This window comes from Corallococcus terminator (assembly GCF_049194865.1).
In the GTDB taxonomy this organism is placed as follows: domain Bacteria; phylum Myxococcota; class Myxococcia; order Myxococcales; family Myxococcaceae; genus Myxococcus; species Myxococcus terminator_A.
The window spans coordinates 55,276-76,835 of record NZ_JBLZWL010000030.1; the positions used below are offsets into that span (position 1 = coordinate 55,276).

At 67.7% G+C, this 21,560-nt stretch carries 18 protein-coding genes; 10 read left to right on the forward strand and 8 right to left on the reverse strand.

Annotated elements, in window-relative coordinates:
• Both ACN469_RS12320 and ACN469_RS12325 read left to right on the forward strand, forming a co-directional pair.
• A complete protein-coding gene (locus tag ACN469_RS12320) occupies positions 1 to 363 on the forward strand; it encodes a hypothetical protein (protein WP_498767388.1) in 363 nt (120 codons plus the stop codon).
• A 173-nt stretch (positions 364 to 536) separates the two neighbouring features.
• A complete protein-coding gene (locus tag ACN469_RS12325; RefSeq protein WP_498767390.1) occupies positions 537 to 884 on the forward strand; it encodes a hypothetical protein in 348 nt (115 codons plus the stop codon).
• A gap of 108 nt (positions 885 to 992) precedes the next feature.
• On the opposite strand, the gene ACN469_RS12330 is transcribed toward ACN469_RS12325, so the two are convergent.
• The 5 genes from ACN469_RS12330 to ACN469_RS12350 all read right to left on the reverse strand — a co-directional run bounded on the left by ACN469_RS12330 (position 993) and on the right by ACN469_RS12350 (position 7,338).
• Positions 993 to 3,008, reverse strand: coding sequence for a M36 family metallopeptidase (locus ACN469_RS12330; protein ID WP_498767392.1), 2,016 nt, complete (start codon positions 3,006 to 3,008; stop codon positions 993 to 995).
• 292 nt (positions 3,009 to 3,300) lie between these two features.
• Positions 3,301 to 3,954 carry a M23 family metallopeptidase gene (locus tag ACN469_RS12335; RefSeq protein WP_498767394.1) on the reverse strand — a complete coding sequence of 218 codons (654 nt, stop codon included), beginning with the start codon at positions 3,952 to 3,954 and terminating at the stop codon, positions 3,301 to 3,303.
• Complete coding sequence (locus ACN469_RS12340; protein ID WP_498767396.1) at positions 3,951 to 4,817, reverse strand: TolB family protein; 867 nt, start codon at positions 4,815 to 4,817, stop codon at positions 3,951 to 3,953. Before ACN469_RS12340 ends, ACN469_RS12335 begins: the two co-directional genes overlap by 4 nt.
• Positions 4,818 to 4,971: 154 nt before the next feature.
• Positions 4,972 to 6,228, reverse strand: a complete 1,257-nt coding sequence (locus ACN469_RS12345) for a glycosyltransferase family 4 protein (RefSeq protein ID WP_498767398.1) — start codon at positions 6,226 to 6,228, stop codon at positions 4,972 to 4,974.
• A gap of 348 nt (positions 6,229 to 6,576) precedes the next feature.
• Positions 6,577 to 7,338 carry a hypothetical protein gene (locus ACN469_RS12350; RefSeq protein ID WP_498767400.1) on the reverse strand — a complete coding sequence of 254 codons (762 nt, stop codon included), beginning with the start codon at positions 7,336 to 7,338 and terminating at the stop codon, positions 6,577 to 6,579.
• Between the two features lie 305 nt (positions 7,339 to 7,643).
• On the opposite strand from ACN469_RS12350, the gene ACN469_RS12355 reads away from it, so the two are divergent.
• The 8 genes from ACN469_RS12355 (at position 7,644) to ACN469_RS12390 (ending at position 16,891) form a co-directional block, all read left to right on the forward strand.
• On the forward strand, positions 7,644 to 8,048 hold the full coding sequence (locus tag ACN469_RS12355) for a hypothetical protein (protein WP_498767402.1): 405 nt from the start codon (positions 7,644 to 7,646) through the stop codon (positions 8,046 to 8,048).
• 60 nt (positions 8,049 to 8,108) lie between these two features.
• On the forward strand, positions 8,109 to 8,771 hold the full coding sequence (locus ACN469_RS12360) for a hypothetical protein (RefSeq protein ID WP_498767404.1): 663 nt from the start codon (positions 8,109 to 8,111) through the stop codon (positions 8,769 to 8,771).
• A 140-nt stretch (positions 8,772 to 8,911) separates the two neighbouring features.
• A complete protein-coding gene (locus ACN469_RS12365; protein ID WP_498767406.1) occupies positions 8,912 to 10,303 on the forward strand; it encodes a hypothetical protein in 1,392 nt (463 codons plus the stop codon).
• 204 nt (positions 10,304 to 10,507) lie between these two features.
• Complete coding sequence (locus tag ACN469_RS12370) at positions 10,508 to 12,154, forward strand: hypothetical protein (protein ID WP_498767455.1); 1,647 nt, start codon at positions 10,508 to 10,510, stop codon at positions 12,152 to 12,154.
• 262 nt (positions 12,155 to 12,416) lie between these two features.
• Complete coding sequence (locus ACN469_RS12375; RefSeq protein ID WP_498767408.1) at positions 12,417 to 12,953, forward strand: DUF4833 domain-containing protein; 537 nt, start codon at positions 12,417 to 12,419, stop codon at positions 12,951 to 12,953.
• A 117-nt stretch (positions 12,954 to 13,070) separates the two neighbouring features.
• Positions 13,071 to 14,315, forward strand: coding sequence for an endonuclease (locus ACN469_RS12380; RefSeq protein ID WP_498767410.1), 1,245 nt, complete (start codon positions 13,071 to 13,073; stop codon positions 14,313 to 14,315).
• A 289-nt stretch (positions 14,316 to 14,604) separates the two neighbouring features.
• Complete coding sequence (locus ACN469_RS12385; RefSeq protein ID WP_498767412.1) at positions 14,605 to 15,231, forward strand: hypothetical protein; 627 nt, start codon at positions 14,605 to 14,607, stop codon at positions 15,229 to 15,231.
• Positions 15,232 to 15,439: 208 nt separating this feature from the next.
• Positions 15,440 to 16,891, forward strand: a complete 1,452-nt coding sequence (locus ACN469_RS12390) for a serine/threonine-protein kinase (protein WP_498767414.1) — start codon at positions 15,440 to 15,442, stop codon at positions 16,889 to 16,891.
• 65 nt (positions 16,892 to 16,956) lie between these two features.
• On the opposite strand, the gene ACN469_RS12395 is transcribed toward ACN469_RS12390, so the two are convergent.
• From ACN469_RS12395 to ACN469_RS12405, 3 genes are all read right to left on the reverse strand, one after another.
• Positions 16,957 to 17,481 carry a hypothetical protein gene (locus ACN469_RS12395; protein WP_498767415.1) on the reverse strand — a complete coding sequence of 175 codons (525 nt, stop codon included), beginning with the start codon at positions 17,479 to 17,481 and terminating at the stop codon, positions 16,957 to 16,959.
• Between the two features lie 13 nt (positions 17,482 to 17,494).
• Complete coding sequence (locus ACN469_RS12400; RefSeq protein WP_498767417.1) at positions 17,495 to 19,150, reverse strand: DUF6923 family protein; 1,656 nt, start codon at positions 19,148 to 19,150, stop codon at positions 17,495 to 17,497.
• Positions 19,151 to 19,485: 335 nt separating this feature from the next.
• Positions 19,486 to 21,453: an APC family permease gene (locus ACN469_RS12405; RefSeq protein ID WP_498767419.1), complete on the reverse strand. Its 1,968-nt coding sequence runs from the start codon at positions 21,451 to 21,453 to the stop codon at positions 19,486 to 19,488.
• Positions 21,454 to 21,560: the final 107 nt, after the last annotated feature.

The following is a 21,560-nucleotide window of genomic DNA, read 5'->3' on the forward strand; positions in this document are numbered from 1 at the left end:
ATGAATCGACAGAAACCGCTCTGCCGCCGCACCCTCTGGCTGACCGTCGTCGGGCTCGCCGTGGGCTGCAACAGCTACAAGAGTGACATGGAAAACCTCTGTCACTCCGTGGAGCGCTCAAAGGTCCAAGACCGCCCTATCGACAAGGCGAACGTCCTGACCGCGGCGGAGTCCTGGGCTGGCGAACGAGCGCGCTCCAAGGACGGCCAGGCCCTGCTGAGCGCAATCGCCCATGTCGATCCTGGGAGCAAGGCCCAGGTCATCCGGGATGCGGCGAGGGAGGCGGGAGTCTCGAACTGCCCGTTCGCCGATGCGGTCGAAGCCGCCGTCCGCGAAGGTCAGGTGCAGCGCGAGGGTGAATAGTGGGTGAGAGCGCGCATCCGCGGTCAGCGAATGCGCGCTCACCGTCACCCTTCGTGGGGCGGCGCCCCGGCACTGGACTCTTCAGGCTGGCCGCCGGGTTTGCTGGGCTCCGACGAGACTGGTAGACGATCCGCACGCCCGCCGCTTTGACGGGCCTGTCGCGGAGTTCACAGATGAACAGCCTTGGACGTCTCGTTGCGGTGTGCGGCCTGTTTGCGCTGGTCGGTTGCGGTCCGGAAGCCCCTGTCACGGAGAGCCCGGAGGACACCACCGCGACGCAGACCATCGGCCCCGCGCCCTCCCCCATCTGCCCCCAGGTGATGCCTCCTCTGTGCGAGGACGGCGACCTCTACCCCATCTACTCGGGCAAGTGCCTCGTCGGCTTCAACTGCGTTCCCCACGTCATCGCGAACGCCATCTGTCCCAACCCGGTCTACCCGGGCCCTGGCTTCTGTGAGGACGGCATCATCACCCCGGTGTACGTGGGCGGTTGCATCGTTCGCTATACCTGCACGCGGTAGTTCCTCCGCGCGCCCGCCCAGCGCTCGTGCGTGGGCGGGCTGCGTTCGCGCGGGGCGGCAGGCCACCGGCGACGACTCCACGGAAGGGACGAAGGTCCGCGCGTGGAACTACAGCCGCGGGACTGCCGGAGCACTCCCGGCGCCGAGCACCCCCGCACACGAGCTGGGCACCGCGAAGCCGTTGGTGGGCGTGGTGCTGGCCGAGCCGCCGGAGACGGCGTTGGTGCCCAGGCCGAATGCGGCGAACGACGTCCACAGCCGACAGACGTCCTCTCCGTTGTGCAGGGTGGTGGCCGCGCTGATGATGCCGTCACGCGCCTGGGTGAAGGTGGGGTTGCACGGCGTGCGCTTCAAGCCCTCGGTGAAGTACAGCATCATCCGCTGATTGCCCGCGCTGCCCGTGGCGTCGTAGAGGTTATCGCTCCAGGCATATGACTCGACCAGGAGCCGGTATGCCCTCCACCAGGCCTGAGTGAAGACCGAGCCCACGCCGTACGGAATACCCATGCCGTTGATGCTGGCGTAGGTCCAGGTGTTGCGAGTCGGGTCCATGGTGTAGGGCTGGGTGCGGAGGCCCGTACCCGTGGTGGCCTGGTTCAGCGCGTAGGTTCCCAGCCCTCGAATCATGTTGCTCGAATGTCCGGCCCTCGCCGTGTAGACGAGCGCGAGGAAGTCGCTGATGCCCTCGCCCGGCTGCTGACGATTGGTGAGGCACGACACGTTGGAGGGGCCGCCGACGAGACGGTTGGAGATGCCATGGCCGTACTCGTGGACGACGATGCCATTGTCCAGGACACCGTCCTTGTCTGGGTTTGGCGCCGTCCAGACGAACATCTGCATGCGCGGACGATGGCCGTCCGGCGGGGTGGAGAAGCTGGCATTGTTGCTGCCACCTCCGTCCTGCGCCTCGGCGAGAACGTAGTCGTCCCCCAGGCCGCCAGAGCCGTCGTGGTTGTTGTACTGGAAGTTGCCCGCCGCCTCGTCGAACCCGTACTGGTACTGGACGTCGTGGATGATGTTGTTCCAGTAGAACAGGTTGGTGACCGCCGCCGAGATGTACGTGGAGGGCGCGCCGGAGAGGTTGAGGGCGAAGGTGCAGTCGAGGAGCACCCCACAGTCCGGCTCACCGCTGGTGGGCGGCTGGTTGTTGTTGTCTCGGTCCTCGTATGCGTGGACGTTGTTGCCACGGGTGATGGTGAACTCGGCGCCGGCCACGCCATTGGTGTCATGCCAGCCGTAGGGCGAGGCCGTCGGGTTGGCGGGATTGATGACCGTCACCCGCCCGTCCGAGAGGGGCAAGGGAGAGGTGTGGTTGGGACTCTCCACCGGCATCGGATAGACCTTGTAGGAATCCCCGGCCACCCAGTCGAAGCGCGTCAACACCTCGCCCGTGCTGGCATCCACCGTCACGTCATAGTCGTGTCGCGAGTCCAGCGTGTGCACCTGGAAGTGCCACACCAGCCGCGCCTCGCCCCGGCGCATCGGCAGCACGGCCAGCTCCGCGACGATGGGCTCGCGCGACAAGCCGTCCACCTCCACGCGCGTGCGCTGCTTCACCCCCGACTCCGCCTTCAGCGACCAGGGGACGTCCAGGAGGCTCACGCCCAGGTGCTTCGCCAGACCCGCCACGGCCTGGGTGGCGCCCAGGCGCGGCTCCACCCCCGCTATCGATGACTCCAGCGAGGGCAGGAAGTCGCTGTGCACCCCCAGCACACTCCCATCCTTGCCCACGTTGATTTGAAGCTGCGCGTTATAGACGGGCAGCCCCCTGTACGTCTGGCGCAGGTAGAGGTGCGTGGCCCCACTGACCTTCGAGAAGACTCGGTCCGTCACTTCCAGATGGGCCAGGTCGCCCAGCCCCAGTCCGAGTGCTTCATGGTGCTTCTGGACGAAGTCCAGGCCGATGGCCAACGGATCTCCGCTGCTCGGGCCGGACAGGGCGCCCACGGGGTTGGTGAGCGAGCGCACCAGCCCGTTGGACGCATCCACCTCCACCAGCAACTCCGGCACGCTCTGCCGCAGCGTCTCCACGTGCGCCTGCTGCGCCGCGGAGAAGCTGAAGCGCGACTGTGCATTGTATGCGTCGCGCGCATCGAAGTGCCGGTTGCCGTCGGGCCCCGGCATGACAGCGAGAGCAGCGGACCCTGTCAGGGTCGCCGTGAGAACCACCGCGTGGAAAAGCCGCCTTCGGTCAGCACTTGTGGACATGCCGTGCTCCTGCGGGGAGCCGCCCCGGCATGGGGCGGTGCCGACTTGAGAGGAGACAGACATTCCCAGGACAATGCAAACACGCACATGCGTCTGAAAGTTTTGACTTCGCTTCAACTCCAGCCAGGGGAATCCAGTGCCCCTCGGGCAGGCGCCCCCGGCACGAGGTCGGGGGCGCCCATGTCACGGATTGCGACTCACATCGCCGCTACTGACAGGCGATGCCGGGCAGCCCCCGGTACGCGCCCTGCGAGGTCCACCGCGTGTATGGCGTACCGCAGGAGCCCGCATACGGGTCATCCGTGCCGTAGCCCGGCACCCAGTACTCGAAGTGCAGGTGCGGGCCCGTGGAGGCACCCGACGAGCCCACTCGCGCAATCCAATAGGCGCAGTCGAGCGACGTGCCCCGGGCGAACTGCTGCGTGTAGGCCTTCAGGTGCCAGTACCAGGTCTGGGTGTTATCCGGGTGCCGCATGATGATGTAGTTGGCGGTGTAGATGCCGCAGGCGGCGTAGGGGTTGGACTGGTTCCAGTAGTTGCACCGGTCGTAATACCCATCCACGTTGGACTCGATGTAGCCCCGCGCGGCATTCATCGCCCAGACGCCGTAGTCCATCTTGCTGAACCCGCCGACCAGCGCGTAGTCCGTGCCCGTGTGGCCGCTGTAGCGCACGCCACCACAAGCGTAGTCCCGCCCCCCGTAATCCTTGTACGCGCTCACGGTACAACCGCCGTTGCCACATTGGTCCGCGAGCTGTGACGCGGGAAAGCGGAACATCGTCTGCGCGGAGGACAGGTCCGGAAGGGCCAAGAGCGAGAAGGCCAGCGCCACCGTGAGGTGCTTCAGTATCGCGCGCCTCACTTCTCACCTCCCAGGTCCGCGAGGGCCTCGCCCGTCCGCACATTCAGCTTCCAGAACTCCCCGCCGCCCGCGTTGTAGCGGAGCACGTCGTCGCTCACCCACTCCATGTGGTGGCTGGAGACGGGCGGTGGCACGAAGCCCTTGGGCGGGCCGCCATACAGCATCGTGCTGTCCATCCCCACGTTGGTGAGCTGCTTCGAGGCCGCGCCGTCCACGTCCGTCACGTAGAACGACGCCACGGTGGTGCGGCCGGACACGAAGACCACCGTCCGTCCATCCGGAGAGATGCTCGGCGTCGCGTCCACGCCGGGGCCATCCGCCAGCACCTTCACCCGGCCCTTCATGTCGATGATGCCCACGGACGTCTCGTGCTTGGGGCCACGGGACATCGCCAGCGTGGCCACCAGGGCGTCGCCCTTCGCCGTGGGGAACAAGTCCCCGCCCACGCCTTGCGCCAGCAATCGCTCACGGCCGTTGGCGTCGCGCAGGCGCAGGTTGCCCTCGCCATCCAGCAGCGCCACCTCGGGGCCTACCGTGCGGGCCTCGCGATACTTGAACTCACGGTCCACCACGCGCACCGCGCCCGTGGCCTCGTCGTACTGGACGATGGCCAGCAGCGGCAGCTCGTCCGTGCCCAGGGGCTCGGCGGGAATCTCCGCGACGACGCCCGCCAGCATCCCCTTGCCCTGCCCGAAGAGGTGGACGAACCGGGCCTTGGGTCCGAACTCCTTCGCGACGGCGGGAGCAATGTTCTCACGCGCCTTCGTCACACGGCGCAAGTCCGCCGGATTCATACGGTCCGCCGCCGCGGCGCTGGTCGCAGCCAGCGTCAAGACAGCGAGTGCCAGGAAGTGTCTTCTCATGTCGCTCCAGGGGTGAGGGGAAACCCATTCGGTGATGTGTGACGAATGGGTTTTCCTACCGCTCAGGAACGAGTTGCTCGGAAATCAATAATTACTCGAGCGCGTAAATTTGAAGACCGGGTGCGTATCCGGCCTTCTCACGGCGCGGACAGCGTCAGGCCGCCGCTTGGTCCGCACGGGGGTCAGTCCCCTTCGACGCGGCCTGACGCTGTGGCGCGCGCGAGGCCTGGATGGCATCCAGCAATCGACGACTCGTCTCGCGGTAGTCGAAAGACTGCACGGCACGTTCTCGTGCGGCCTGCGCCATCCGCTCGCGCAACGCGGCGTCCTGCCCGAGCCGGAGGAAGGCGTTCGCCAAGCCCTCTTCATCCCCCTGGGCCACCAGCAGTCCCTCCGTCCCATCGGAAATCATGTCCGGCGTACCCCCGATGATGGAGCAGACCGGCGGGACGCCACACGCCATGGCTTCCATGACCGCGACAGGAGAAGCCTCGCCGAGGCCGATGCTGGAGAGCACAAAGGCATCCGCCTTGTGCAACAGCTCAATCACCGCGGATTCTCCGAGCGGCCCCACCAGCTCCACGTGTGACTGCAGCCCGAAGCGGACAATGGACTGGCGGATCTCCGCCTCGTGTGGACCCCTGCCCCCCAACGTGAGGTGTGCATTCAGCCCTCGGTCCAACGCCTTGCGCAGCCCCGCGAAGGTATGAACGTGCCCCTTGCAGAGGTGCATCCGGCCAATGGAGACGAGGTGCAGACCGAGAGGCGACGCGACCCGCTGCGCGGGCGGGCGGAAGCGGTCCGTGTCGACCCCCATCGTCAGGGTGTAGGTCCGCTCCGGCGACAGGCCCACGGCTTCGATGAGCTCACGCTGCATGGGGCGTGCGGCGGCTGCCACGAACGTGGCGTCCCAGGCCTTGGCGGCGTGGTCCGTTCCATACACCGGAAGGTCGCCGTGGAGATGGAGACTGTAGCGAGGACCCCCGAGGATTCTGCAGAGCGCGAGCACGTGCGCGGCGTCCGCGGCGGAATGGCCATGAACATGGTCCAGCTTCCGCTCTCGCGCGTAGTGGAGGAAGTCCACCGCGCACGCCAACATCCCCAACGCTCGCGCCTTCTGCTTCACGTTCACCGAGAGCTTGGAGATATACGCGAGGGCCTGGGCCATGCCCGGGAAGTCCCTCGGCGAAAGCAGTGCCGACGAGAGTCGCGGCGGGTAGAGGTACGTCGTCTCGGAAGCCGCACGCGCAGCCCATTCATGCGGGCAATCCTCCACCGGACGCCGCGTGGAGAAGATGTGCACCTCGATGCCAGCGGCACGCAGCGCGGTGATCTCCCGCCAGAAGAAGGCATGCGTTTGCGTCGGGAACTCTGGGATGAGCATACCCAGACGAAAAGGGGCGACCGTCATGACCTGGGTTCTATCCAAAAGGGTCCGGGCCGTGGAACAGCCAAAGGACGTCGGACTGAGAGTGGTGAAGAAGTGAGCAGTGCGAACCGGCAGTAGAATGCCTTTTCCGCGCCCGTAAGAGTTCGCGAACCCTGCGCACTCGAAGGAAAGTCTTTCCACTCACGCAGCCACTTCGCTCCAGGCGCGCTGCAAAACTACACCACCTCCGGGTGCGAGCTTGCCTTCCCGTCCATCTCGGTCCCGCTGGGGAACCCCCGGTCGCGTCAGGCGAGTCAATTCTTACTCAACTGCTCCGCCTCGTCTCGAGGCGGGTGGCCGTCCCTCGGCGCGTTCCATGCGGGGGAGCCTTTACGGCTCAGCGCGGCCCCGCGCCACGAAGGCGCGCAGGTCCGCCTCCAGGGCCGTGGCCTCCACGAGGCTTGCCGGAACGAGCGTACCCTTGGGGGCATCCTGCTGTTTCGTCAGCCTTCGCGGGGGCCCCCAGGAGCGTCCGTCGTCGCGCGTGGAATAGGAGAACCACAGCGTGCGGGGCTTCTCGTCGGGACGCTCGAGCGCCGCCGAGCCGACGAGCATTCCTCGCCCCCTCGCGCTGATGTCGAGGTCGTGGACCTCGAGGTACTCGCCGTTCCACGTAGGCTGGTTCAGGTCCCGAGGAAAGCCCAGCGTCGCACACGTCGCGGTGACGAAGTCATCGTCTGAGCGGACGACGGTGAACGACTGCCCCGGGTCTCCAATCTGCCGCTGGGTGATGACGATGACCTGGTGGCTCGAAGGAGTCACGTAGAGGCCGACCTCTTCCTCTTCATGGCGAGGAACCACCGCGCGCCAGCCCTTCGGACCCTTGATGAAGAGCACCACCCCGCTCGCGGCTTCGGCGGCCTCCCGTGGCTCGCGCATGTAGCTCAGCTTGCCGACGAGCAGGTCTCCGCGTGTCGCGATGCCCTTGAGCCCCCCTTGCGCCGCGTCGTTGACCAACTGCTCGGTGAGCGGGGCCTCACCTGCACAGGCGACCTTGTCCTCCGGCGTGGGCTTCGCGTCTCGCGCCAATCCCGTCGCCGCCAGAAAGACTGCCGCCGACGCAACGGCGATGAACGGACCCTGCTTCCTCATGTGTGCCACCTCGTCGGCCATCAGAGAGGATTCATGGCGCGGTGTCGAGGTGTTGGCGCGACGCCATCCCAGGCTCCAAAGGGCCGCACATGAAGAGACGGCGCGAGCGAAGGAATCCAGGCGCCCTCGTTCCATGACGAGCAGATGCGATGGCCTCTCATCGGGCGCACCGCCTCTGGCTTGACGTGTGTCTTCGAGCGGCAATTTGCGCTCGCTCTGTACAGCCACCGATGTCTCTCATCCATCCTCGTGAGGTTCCCATGTCACCGATTCGCCCTCTGATTGCTGGTGCAGTCCTGTTGTCGATGGCAGTCCCTGGAGCGGCCTTCGCGCGCGCCGCGCCCGGCTTCCTGGGCAGTCCCTTGGACCCGGCGGATGCGGGCTGCTTCAGCAATTACTACGGGTCCGCTCGCAACAACTGCTCCACCCCCCGGACCTGGTGCATCCCCGGGGTGGTCGACCCCGCTGGCGCGTACACGGTGAATGTCGTCGCCTTCGCGCCGACGCCTTCAGCAACCGTGGGCTGCTCCGCGGCGGGCGTCAATGACGCGATCTCCGCCGTCTGGTCGTCGGGGGTTGTCTACGTGTCGTCCTTCGGCTCGGGCGCGCGATACATCACCCTGGTGGGTGCGGTGGTGCCGGGCAATGGGCAGCTCTACGTCTGCTGCGACGTCGGCCCCGGCGCTGGCGTCAACGGGATTCTCTGGTAGGCCTTGTCTCACGGGAACGGCCTGGTGGCCGTTCCCGTCGTCTCCCCAAGGAGGGTGGCAATGAGAGTCGAGCGAATCATCATCGGCGTGGTCCTCGTCGGCGGCCTGGCCCTCCAGTGGCTGAATGCCCGAGAACAGCGGGAAGCCCTGGCCCTCCTGAGGGGTGAGCTGGACCGTGTCTCCCTCTCCGTGGAGCAATTGCAACGCACCTCCTCGACACATGGAAGCCAGCTCCCGGCGCTGGTCGCCCCCGGGCCTCGCTGGACTCCCCCGCCCGTGCAGCCCTCGCAACCCACCGTCGTCGCACCTTCGGACGAGCTCGACGAGTCCCTGGCCCCCGCACGCCCGGCAACCGCCCCTTTCGACTCCAACGCCGCACAAGCCCATGTGGAACGGACCTTCGAGCAAGAGGCCTCCGACAGCGGCTGGGCTTCCGACGCCCAGCGGGAGGTTCGTGAAAGCCTGTCGACCCTCCTGCCGTCGACGGCGTCGGTGCGGGGGCTGGACTGCCGGGCAACGCTCTGCCGCCTCGAGGTCGACTTTCCGGTGGAGACAGACTTCCGGAGCGCTCTGGGCCGCCCGGGTGCCATGGGGCGCCTGTGGAAAGGCCCCAGCCTGGCCCTCATCGAGCGAGACAGCGCTCGGGGGTCGGTGACGGTCATCGGCTACCTTGTCCGCCAGGGCCACCCGATGCCCACGGCCCCTGTGTCCACTCCCGAATAGGCGCTCGTCTCGAAGCCTGATTGGCGAACAGAGCCGCGCATCCCACCCTCTGTCGGTTCTGGGCCGGAGAGGGAACGGATATGCAAGCAAGGCATTGGTGCGTCCTGCTGGGATTGGGATTCGCGGGACAGGCAGCCGCCATGGAGCCCCGCACGGACGAAGGCATTCGCGAGGCCCCGCTCCATGCGTGTCCTGGAGCGGCGTCGCGCCTGAAGGTCGTCATCCCACCGGGGTCGGGGTCCTCCGTCAGTGGCCCCTTCCCCGAGTATTTCGTCGACGTGAGGGGGACGCTCTACTTCGCCACCAACCTCTCCGACACCAGCGCGACCCTGTGGCGAAGCAACGGCACGGAGGCCGGCACCGTCCCGGTCAAGGCCTTCCCAGCAGCGAGCGTCGCCTCCCCCGCGCTGCGAAACCTGTTCCCCGTGGGCAACCAGGTCTTCTTCCAGTTCGATGAGCCCGGGACAGGCAGGGAGCTGTGGGTCAGCAACGGAACCGAGGCGGGAACCCACCTCGTCAAGGACCTCACTCCCGGCCCCGACGACACCTACCTCGCGGCGTTCGCCGAGCAGCGCGGAAAGCTCACCTTCCTGCGCCAGTGGGGCGTCGCCCCTGGCAATCCCCAGGTGGAGCTGTGGCGCTCGGATGGCACGGACGCGGGCACGGTGCGGTTCGCGAACTTCGGCACCGCCTCGATGCTCGGCAATGTGACGTTGCGGGTGGGCGACAACCTGCTCTTCTTCCTCGCCTCACCGGAGCAAGGCACCGCGCTCTGGCGGACCGACGGAACGGCGAGCGGAACCGTGCTCGTCAAGAAGCTCGATGCCCAGGTCGTCTACTTCTTCAGCAACACGGGACAGGCGGGAGCCGTGGGGCTGTTCCTGTTCAACGACGGCGCGAACACGGAGGTGTGGAAGACGGACGGCACGGCCTCGGGCACCGTCCGGCTGGACGCCTTCGGCAAGACGGCCTTCCTGCTCGGGGCGCTGCACGACACCGTCTACCTCGCCTCCGTGGACAGCGAGACGATGCTGATGCGCATCCAGAGTCTCTCCCTGAACGGGGGCGGCAAGGCCTCCGTCAAGACGCTCCCCAATCCTTATGCGGGCCAGGAAGCCGCGTACCCCTATCTTCAGCAGATGGCCGTCTCGGGAAACCGGCTCTACTTCTCCGTGGCCATCGCCACCCTCGGCCCCGCGCCTCGCGCGGTGAGCCTCTGGGTCTCGGATGGAACCGCCTCGGGAACCCGCGAGCTCTCCAGCGCGCTGAGCCTGGGCGACGAGTACTACTCGCCCTTGTTCCCGACCGGCGACGGTGACGCGCTGTTCGTCGCCTCGACGAGCGACACGGGGCTGGAGCCCTGGTTCACGCGAGGCAGCGTCGCGACGACCGGGCCCCTCGTGGACATCTGGCCCGGCCCGGCGTCATCCCGCGCGGATGGCTTCACGCGCGTGGGCGACCGCATCTACTTCCGCGCCGTGGACGACACGGGCTCCTATCAGCCGTGGTTCATCCCCTGCCCACGAAGGTGACCCCTCTCGGGCCGGCACCGGGTCCACGGAGCCCCTGGATTCGTCGCTTCGAAGATGGGCCTGAAAAGGCATGACACCCATTCCGCCTGGATTGCGCAAACCCCAGGCGGATGGTTGCTCCGTGATGGCCTGTCAGCCCCTCGCGTGTGCAGCGTCAGGACCGCCGGGTACGGTATGCAAGCCTTACTCTTCTCGGAGGTCTTCATGACATTGCTGCGATTTACCGTCGTCTTGGGCTCGGCCTGCGCCGCGTTGCTGGTGGGGTGTGGGAATGAGCCCACCGACTCGACCGAACTGACGGATGGGCTCTCCAACATCGACCCCCAGAACGGGCCCTCGGGCGATGGGACGTGGATGGGCGAGCCCACGGGCGCCGGCTGTGAGCCTGACGCTGGCACGCCGACCACGGATGGCGGGCCATCGCCCGACGCGGTGCTGGTGAAGAGCACCACGCGCTTCTTCACATCGGTGGGCATGTCCGAGCGGGTCGAGGACCTGTCGGCGAATCCCCCCGAAATCCTCGTGCCGCAAGGGGCGACCTTCTCCCTGATTCTGGGCTCCGCGGTCCCCGGCGGCTGGGAGTTCAGGGGCGTACCCCAGGGGCCGTACTACCTGCGCACGGGGAACGCCCACGTCATCACCTCCGCTCGCCACGTTGACATCGGCCGCAACCGGCTGGGCCGGGCGGACGCCGTCTATTCCGACGTCAACTGGACGGCCCTCCAGTTCAACCTCGTGAACATGGCGCCGTGGACGAACTGGGGTGGCAGCCTGCAACCCGGCTCCAGCCTCCAGCTCACCTCCGCGCAGGTGGACATCTTCGGCTGGGCGAACCTCTTCGAGATGATTCCCGATGGACAGACACACCTCCTCACCAACGAGGCGGACCTGTCGCTCGGCACTGGCTACAACATCCCCATCTTCGAGGCGGACCGAGGAGACCGGATGTATGTCAGTCAGCTCAGCCAATTCAGCGCGGGGACGCTGCCGGATGGGACGCCGCTGGGCTACTCCGCCGTGGAGCGCGCCGTGGAGATGGGCGCGTTCGACTTCATCCCGGATGGAATCAACCCGCTGCCGGCCACCGGCGTGCTCCAACCGGTGACGATGCGCGAGTTCCCCATGGAGTGGCGCCTGCCGGCGTACACGCGCTTCGCCGCGGACGTCCACCCGCTGGCGTCGGCGAACCTGCCCTCGTTCCAGGTCCTGCCCGCCGCCCATGGTGTGTCCGAAGGCTGGGTCGGCTACTCCGGTGAGCTGCTCTCCCTTTCAATGCCCCGTGCGACTTCGTTCGACTTCACGACCCGCCTGAAGTTCGGCAATCCCTTTCCCCAGAGCTGGGGCGTCATCGGCTATGCCGGCTACTCCTTCCGACACCTCGCCGCAGTGCCAGACGGCTCGGGCCGCTCCATCAACATCTCGGGCAGCATCTCCTCGTTCGACACGCTCGACAACGTCATCGCGGGACCCGTCCAACCCCGGGTGTCGCCGCCCCGCTCCCTGACCATCGACGGCGTGCCCGCGAGCGTGCCGCGCGAGGTGGGGACCGTCAGCCCCGTCATCGCCTGGGTGCCGCCCACGCTCGGCACGCCCACGGCCTACCGTCTGGCTTTCTACCGGTATGACCCCGACCTCAACTTCGCGTTCCTGGCGAGGACCCTCTATGCGCCGGGCTCGGCCACGCAGGTGCGCCTGCCCCCCGACATGCTCCAGCCGGACAGCATCTACTACCTGCGCGTGGGCGCCATCGACGCCCCGGACTTCGACCTCGAACGCCGCCCGTTCACGTCCCACGAGAAGCTGCCGTACAGCAGCGCCGACGCCGTCAGCTCCTTCATCACCACGCCCTGATGGACTCCGGGGGCCGAGAGGGTGACGCGACCTCTCTGCCCCCCAGGCCTGGGCTCGAACGGGCAGCCCCCCTCCCCCGCCGAGCCCGGGCCGGACTGTCAGGCGTTGAAGACTCCGCCACGCCAATTTGCGGACCTGCCCCGTCTTCCGTGCTAGGCAGCGCCCGCCGAAGTTCCTGGGCCGGGTGACAGCTTGGGAGACCTGGGGTGTTCAACCTCCCAGCGTCGCGGCCCCAGTCACTCCGCCGAGACAGGGGACCCGCATGTTTCCGAAGACCTGGTTCAAGAGTGGCGCCGCCACCGCGCTGATGGCGCTCTGCACGGCCGTCGCCGCCGAGCCCACGGCGGCCCAGGCTCCGTCCGCCTTCTTCCTCTCCCGGAGCGAGAACCGGAATCAGGTCCACTACGCCGTGAGCCTGGACGAGAGCTGCCGCCCTGTCGGCGCGCGTCCGGTGCACGTGTACTGGCGGATGCTGGAGCGGGGCGAGGCCGAGGTCGAGGAGCTGCTGGGCATCGAGCAGCCCGCGTATGGCCTCGAGGACGCCCAGCAGGTGGAGGCCACCGCCGAGGGCTGGCGGGTGCACCTCCGGCTGAAGTCCTTCCCCGGGCGTCCCATCGAAATCACCACCGCCCAGGTGCGTGGCCGGTGCTCGGTGCAGGCGTGGACGAAGCTCGGCGCCAACGTGTCCCAGCTCGAGCACATCTTCGTGAAGACGTCCTGGCCCTTCTCCGTGGACTTCGTGCGGCTGGATGGCGTGGGTCCCGAGGGACAGCCCGTCTCCGAGCTGATCCGCCGATAGGCCCCCTCCCCCCGGGATATCGATGCGACACCGCTGGAATTTCCCGCAATTCCGGCCGCGTCAAAAAATCCACACGGGAGTAACAACCTCTGGGGCTGCGGGGCCGATAATGCCCGCATGACCAGTGTCGTCGGCCCCCGCCGCTCGCCCCTCTCTGCTCGCCCGACTGAAACTGAAACCGCGCGTGAAACAACTTCACCCAGGGCCCCTGCCCAGGCCCGGAACGAGTTCGAGCCCTCCCGACAGGGACTCACCCCGTCGCTGCTGACGAAGCTCGGCGCCGTCTTCGTTCCCGTGGCCCCCACCGTCGCGAACGCGGCGGCCACGAACCTGAAGGCGGCGGCTGGCGCGGCGGCGACTCCGCTGACCCCCAGCACCAGCCCCAACGCGGCCATCAAGGACAGCGCCACCGTCACCAGCACCCTGGACGTCGCCGAGGACGCCAAGGTGGAGTCGCTCAAGCTGGACCTGGACATCGCGCACACCTACCGGGGCGACCTGACGGTGACGCTGACGTCCCCGTCGGGCAAGACCGCGGTGGTGTCCAACCGCGCGGGCGGCTCGGAGGACGACCTCAAGGGCTCGTTCGACCTGAAGGAGTTCGCGGGCGAGTCCACCAAGGGCGCCTGGAAGCTGGAGGTGCGGGACAGTGCCAAGGGCGACGTCGGCACGCTGAAGCAGTGGGGCATGAACATCGTCCCCGAGACGAAGGCGCCCGAGCCGGACCCCGAGCCGTCGGATGACCCCTTCGATGGCCTGCGCGACGACGCGCTGCTGAAGGCCGTGAGGGACGCGTCCTCCGGCAAGAAGGTGGTCAGCTACAACGAGGCGCGCAACATCATCTTCTCCAGCCTGGACGTGAACGCGGCCGGCAACGTGGAGTGCGTCTACACGGGCGTGGAGACCAAGGGCGGGAAGATTCCCAACAACGCCGTGATGAACGTGGAGCACACCTGGCCGCAGTCGAAGGGCGCCACGGGCGCGGCCAAGAGCGACCTGCACCACCTGTTCCCCACCGACAGCAAGGCCAACTCGCGCCGCAGCAGCTTCCCGTTCGGCGAAGTGGTGAACGTGAAGTGGAGCCACAACGGCGCCAAGCTGGGCACGGACGCGAAGGGCAACACCGTGTTCGAGCCGCCCGACTCCCACAAGGGCAACGTGGCGCGCGCGATGTTCTACTTCTCGTCCACGTACAACAAGCCCATCCCCGCCGACGAGGAAGCCGCCCTCAAGGCGTGGAACAAGCTGGACGGGGTCGACACCGCTGAAATCGAGCGCAACCGCCGCGTCGCCAACATCCAGGGCAACACCAACGCGTTCATCGACAACGCGGACCTCGCGGATCGCGTCAAGGATTTCTAGTCGCACTCCACGCCGAGGCAGCAAGGAGGGGTTGGATGGCGCGAGCCGTCCAACCCCTTTCACGTGGCGGACTCAGCCTTCGCGACATCGCTGGCAGGACCCCGGGGCGAAGAAGAGTGACAGCCGTGTCGTGCTGGACGACTCGCCACTCACACGGCCCAGGGCGGCGCCACGGGGCATGGGTGTTGCTTAGGGACAATCGCCACCCAATCACAGGAGCGACCGTCTGACCCGCACAGCCCTCCTCGCACTGCTCCTTCTCGCGCCCGTGGTCCATGCCGAGGTGGAGGTGCCTCCCCCTCCCGCCGAGCGGTCCGCGGACGTCCCGAAGACGTCGATCTGGCTGTCACCCGTGTCTCACGCCTCGCTGTTCGTGTGGTCCGGCCTGACGCAGGAGCGGCTCCACGTCGCGGTTCCCATCGGCGTGGGCCGCAACCTGTCGGATTCGACCATGGCGGTGCTCGAGGTCACCCCCATGATGACGCGCACCACCTGTCCTCGCGAGTCCATGCGCTGCTCGTCGCTGCGTCAGCTCAAGGTCTCCCTGGGCGTGGCGTGGAAGCCGTGGCCCAAGGCCCGTGGACAAGGCTTCTTCATCCAACCCCGGCTGACCGGCATGTGGAGCGTCGACACCCAGCGCTTCCGTCCGTCGGGCAGGGCCGCCGCGCTGACCTATGAGGAGGAGCACGGCTTCCAGGCCACGCTCGGGCTGGACGTGGGCTACCGGGCGGTGACGCGGCGCTCCGGCTTCTTCTTCGAGCCCGTCTTCGGACTCGGCATGGGCTACGGCGTGAACCAGCGACGCCAGCCGTTCGACATGGGCTACACGTACGGCTTCTCCCTGGAGGATGAACGCTCGGACGGCCCCGTCACGGATCTGAACGTGGACCTGGTGCGCCTGGGCATCACCTTCTGAATCCAGTGTCGCGGTACTCAGGCCGCGCCAGCTCTCGCACGCTGAGAACCAACCCCTCACGTGCCGAGACGTCCCCGCGCGGATTCGAGGGGGGATTTGTCTCGCTCCATCGGAGTCATCTGGGCTTCCCCGATATCAACGATTGAAACATACGTCATCGGGCGGATGCCCCTCGCCATGTGGGCGCCTTCGGTATACCCGTGATGACATGAGCCGCTCGTCAGCTTCGGTCGGGACATTGCTGGGCCAGAAGTATCAACTGCGTCAGCGGATTGGCGTAGGGGCAATGGGCATCGTCTACGAGGCGGCCGGTGTCGACGAGGACGGCGCGGTGGCCATCAAGGTGCTGCAGCAGCACCTGGTCGACGACGAAGCGGTCATCGCGCGCTTCCGGCGCGAGGCGCACGCCATCGCGGGCCTCCAGCATCCGCACCTCGTGGAGGTGAAGGACTTCCAGTGCAATCCGGACGAGCCTCCGTTCATGGTGATGGAGCTGCTCCACGGACAGACGCTCCGGCTCCTGTTGAAGCAGCGGGGCCCCCTGCCCCTGGGGCGCGCGGTGGACCTCGCGATTCAGACGTTGTCCGCGCTGGAGACCGCGCATCGCGCGGGTGTCATCCACCGCGACATCAAGCCGGACAACCTCTTCATCGTGTCGAGCGAGGCCGGTGACAAGGTGAAGGTGCTGGACTTCGGAGTGGCGCGGTTGCTCCACGAGGACGATGCCTCGGGGGTGGGCGCGGAGGCGGGGGCGTGGGTGGGGACGCCCTCCTTCATGGCGCCCGAGCAGGTCCGCTGCCAGCCGGTCGATGCGCGCGCGGACCTCTACTCGCTGGGGGCGTGCCTGTATCAGATGGTGACCGGGCGGCAGCCCATCGACGTCGCCGATACGGTGGCGCTCTTCTCCGCCATCGTGGAGCGGGTGCCGCCGCTGGCCTCCACGCTTCGGCCCGAGGTGCCCGAGGAGTTCTCACGAGTGCTCGCGCGCGCCCTGCACAAGAGCCCCGCGGAGCGCTTCACGGACGCCAGGGAGATGGCGAGCGCGCTCAGGCCGTGGGCAACCCCGGCTCACGCGGAGACCGCGCTGGACGACGAGGTCACGCAGCCGCACGCACAGCGAGCCGAGACCTCGCCGCGGCTCGCGGGCCGGCCGGCGACACAGACGGCGCCTTCGCACGTGCCCCCACTCGACGCCGAGCCCGCGACGCGGCTCGACACCCCGCTCGCGCCCCAGCTCGACGCCGAGCCCGCGACGCGGCTCGACACTCCGCTCGCGCCCCAGCTCGACGCCGAGCCCGCGACTCGGCTCGACACTCCGCTCGCGCCCCCACTCGACGCCGAGCCCGCGACTCAGCTCGACACTCCGCTCGCGCCCCCACTCGATGCCGAGCCCGCGACCCGGCTCGACACCCTGTTCGCGCCCCAACTCGATTCCGAGCCCGCGACGCGGCTCAACGCCACGCCCGTCCCCCAACTCGCCGCCGAGCCCGCGACCCGTCTTGTCGTGACCTCGCCGAACCTCGCCCCGGTGGACGACCGCGCACCGCGGCCGCCACCGTCGCCCAAGCCCCACCGCCGTCGCTCCGCCTTGAAGGAGAGACTCCTCGTCGTCGGAGCGACCCTTCTCGGCATCGTGGTGGGCGTAGCGCTCGGGTTGTAGCGCGGTCGCCGAGGCGACCTCCGACCCAAGAGCGGGAGCGCCGAAGCGCCCCCGCTCCTCCTGCCTCAGTGGACGATGAACGTCGACGGCAGCAGGACCTTGGAACCACGGCCCTGGAAGAGGCTGTCCTTCAGGTGCAGTTGGATGACGACGTGCTTGCGCTTCTCCAGCTCCACGCGCTTGGTCGAGAACAGGATGGAGCCCGAGAGCGCGTTGATGAGGCCCGACGCGCCGGCCTCGCGGAAGGCGCCCACGTCATCGAAGTGCACGCGCACGTCCGCCCCGTCCGCCTCCGCCGGCAGGTAGAAATACCCCAGCAGGTGGGCCTGGTCCGTCTTTGAAAGGTCCATCGACCGCGCGGACGGAGAGAGCTGGAACGGCAGCGACTTGCCCTGCGCGGTGACCTCGATGCGCCCCACGCCCAACAACACCTTCTCGTACAGCTCCGCGTCCTGACCGAGCAGCCGCAGCTCGAAGCGGTCTCCCTCGGGCACGTCGACGGGGTCCGTCCCGCCGTTGCCATCACACGCGCTCAGCGTCAGCGCCAGGAACATCCCGGACAGGGCCATCCATCTTGAGTTCGTCTTCATGTCATCCCCCCTTTCAGAGCTTCGGTTCCACGGCCCGCTCCAGCCCCAGCAGCGGATCCATCTTCCAGATCTTCTTGCTCAACGGCACCGCCCTGCGCTCCCCGGAGCGGTTGTGCTTCTCCAGCACCTCCAGCGCCTGCTCCATCATCATCCGGCTGGGAGAAACCCACGCCTCCATGCCGGTCAGCTCGGGCGCCTTCGTGCCGAAGAACCGCTCGTTGCACGTGGCCGTCAGCAGCGCACGGGCAACCCGCACCTTGAGGGCCTCGAAGTCCGAGCGGACTTCCCCACCCTGGGAGATGGCCGGGTTGGCCCAGAGGATGCCCAGCGCGTTCTCCTCCGTCGTGACCTTGCCCAGGTTGCCCAGCGAGATGGGACCTTGCGCCAGACACTGGCCCAGGGCCTCCTCACTGGAGCCGAAGAAGCCGTGGTCTCGCGTCAGCATCGGCGTCTGATCTCCACCCACGGGAGGAGGAGGGGGGAAGGCGCACGTCGCGCCGTCCGCGAACTGCGTGGTGGGACCGGTGGAGACGGTGGTCAGCGCCCCCGTCACCAGGTTCACCGAATAGAACGTGTTGGCCCTGCTCACGTTCGCATTGGTGGAGCCGTAGAAGAACAGTTCACCCGTGGCGGTGAAGACCGCGGAGACCATCGAGTTGCCCACCGACAGCACGCCGTTGATGCGCGTGGGCAGGACGAAGTCCGTGTGGGTGCCCAGCAACGGATTGATGATGGTGACGCGCTGAGTGGCGCTGTTGAAGCCATACAGCAGGCCGTTGAGGGGATTCACCGCGAAGTCGGCGACCCGGAACGTCGCGGGGGTGCCCACGACGACGTCCGACAAGGTCGCGCCCGTGGTGGTGTTGACGCGAACCAGGTGGTTGCTCGTGATTTCGAACCCCAGGTAGGAACCGTCGCCCAGGATGGCGCCCGCGCCCCAGAGCGCCGTGTTCGCCGCGCCGGTGACGAGCGGCGCGATGATGTTCCCCGAGCCGTTGGCGTCCACCCGGATGAGGTTGGGAGGGTTCACGCCGTTGGAGTTGATGGCATACAAGAAGCCATTGACATGGTTGAACGCGAGGCCGTTGTACGGAATCGGCGTGGACCCCTGGAGCGCCAGCGTCGCCGTTGCGGGGTCGAACACGTAGAGGCGCGAGGGCCCCACCGGCAGGCCGGTGCTGGAGGAGGACGCGGTCGAGATATAGACCGTGTCATCACACACCATGATGCGCTCCTGCTCACAGAGCACGTTGACGCCGTCCTGAGCGGAGCCGTTGTCCCAGCCGATGCTGAAGACGTTGGTGAACGACACGCTGTCATTGGGCGTGGAGGGGTTGGTGTCCAGCCTGCCCAGGGCCTCGCAGACCTCGAAGTTGGCGACGGGGAAGGTGCACTGATAGGTGACGTTGCCACCCACGGGAACCGTCAGCGGCGGCGCGGGCGTGAGCGTGCACGAGGACAGGAGCGGGTCCCCCGCGGACTGGAGGATCGACGACAACGTCGGATGGATGTTCGTGGCGCTGAACGTGAAGGTCAGCGTGTTGGGATAGGTGTTGATCGAGGCCAGCTTCAAGCCGTTCACGAGCTTCTCCGCTCGGAAATCGTGGGCCAGGACACCCGGGGCCCATAACGCTCCACCGAGCAGGACTCCAAACCATCTGCGATTCATCTTTGCGCCTCCGCGCCCTTGGGGGTTTTGCAACCAGGGACGCGGGAGGTACTGCACGGGGAGTGCCTGCTTTGGCTTGGCTCTCAAACTATTCCGATTGAAGTCTATGAATGCCCGCCAGTCTTGTCCGTCTGACGGCCAGGCGTCATGGGCAGACACATATTCCCGGATGCTGGGCACCCGAGAGGCGATGCCTGATTAATGAATGGCTTACCCTCGCCCCCGAGGGCGACGGTGCCTGCGGGCCAGCACGCGCGGGAAACAACCTACACGGAAATTTTTGGCAAAAGAGCCCTGCAACAACTCCAGTCGGGATGCTCGGTCACCGGTGCGCATCAGGCGGGGGCCGTGGGCTCGGACTCCCCGGTGGGCCCTAGGGCGGACCCGGGCTGGGCCTGGTCCCCGGTGCGCAGGTACCAGGGCACACTGATGACCACGAGACGCCGGGCGCCGGACAACAGCAGCGTGCTGCGCAGCAGCTCGGCGCGGCGCCCATACATGACGGCCCGGTACCACTGGCGCTCCAGCAGCTCCGGCAGGACGACAGCCACCGTGCGGTGCGGGTTCTCCGCGAGCAGCCCGTCCACGTAGTCCAGCAAGGGCTGCACGAGTCCCCGGTAGGGAGACGGCACCTCCTCCAGCCTGGGTACCTGGACGCGAGCCCGCACCGCGGGCTCCTCGACGAGCGCGGCCCACCGCGCGGCCAGGGCGCCCGGCGCGTCCTCCTCCTCATCGGTGCGCACGTGCACCGCGCGGACGTCGTGGCAGAGCCCCAGGGCGAAGCGCAGGGCCGTCTCCGACGCATGGGACCAGCGGCTCATGGGCACCACCGCCACCATGCTCCCAACCGGGTCCAACACCAGGGGGCGCTGGAGGTCCGTCGTCTCGCGAACACGCAGGTAGGCCCGGTGGACGCGGCTGAAGAGCAACACGCCCAGCGGGATGATGACGACGGCGGCCCAGCCGCCATGGGTGAACTTGGCGACGATGACGATGGACAGCGCCAGCCCCGTCAAGAGCGCGCCCACGCCGTTGAGGACCCGGCGCCACTGCCACCCCGCATCGCGGCGGCGCGTCCAGTACACCACCATGCCCGTCTGCGAGAGGGTGAACGCCAGGAGCGCGCCAATGGCGAACAGGGGGATGAGGCGGTCGGTGATGGCCTCCGAGGCGAGGATGAGCAGCCCCGCCAGCACGGAGAGCAACAGGATGCCTCGAGAGTACGCCAGGCGCCGTCCCCGGTGCACGAAGGCCACGGGCAGGTAGCGATCCAACGCCAGCAGCCAGCACACGCGCGGGAAGCCGGCGAAGCTGGTGTTGGCGGACAGCGCGAGCACGCCGAGGATGGACGTCATCGCCACGTAATAGAAGACACCCCGCCCCGTCACCGCGGCCAACAACTGGGACAGAACGCTCTGGTAGCCCGGGCCGTCGGGCGCGGTGGCCCCGACGCCATACACGTGGCACAGCGCGGCCACGCCCAGGAGCAACAGCACCAGGACGAGGATGATGAGCGACAGCGTGAGCCTGGCGCGCTTCACGGAGGGCGCGCGGAAGACAGGCACCGCGTTGCTGACCGCCTCCACGCCCGTCATCGCCGTACAGCCACTGGCGAAGGCCCGCAACACCAGCCACAGCCCCACGCTCGCCGAGGGCGAGGGCAGCGCGGGCGGTGGGATATCGCTGGCTGGCGCGCCTCCCTGCGTGAAGGCCCGGAAGGCGCCGACGGCGAGCAGGATGAAGAGCGAGCCGATGAACATCGCGGTGGGCAGCAGGAAGAGGGCCCCCGCTTCACGGGCGCCGCGCAGGTTCACCAGCGTGAGCAGGCCCAGCAACCCCAGCGCGAGTCCCAGGGTGTGCGGGCGCAGCAAGGGAAAGGCGGAGACGAGGGCGCCCACCCCGGCGGAGATGCCCACCGCCACGTTGAGCAGGTAGTCCAGGAGCAGGGCGGACGCCGCGAGCAACCCCATCCGACGACCCAGGTTCTCTCTCGCTACCGTATAGGCCCCACCTCCGCGGGGATACGCGGCGATGGTCTGCCGATAGGAGGACGCCACCACCACCAGCAACCCGACGATGCACGCGGTGATGGGAAACAGCAGCTTCACACCCGAGGGCCCCAGCGGGCGCAGCACGGTGAGCGCGGCCTCCGGTCCATACGCGGCGGAGGACAGCGCATCCAGCCCGAGGAGGGCCACGCCCGCGAGCACGCCGACCTGCTCGTGCGACGCCTGCGCGGTGGTGAGCGGCTTTCCGAGCAGCACGTCCATCCAGCTCCGGCGGCCCTCCCTCGCGTGTTCCATGCCGCCCTCTCTCCCGTGTGGCCACCCGCGCCGGAGATTCATCACGGGCAACCTGGGGATGCCTCGCTCCAGGGAGAGCGGCCGGCGCTCCAGGCGCGCGACTCCTT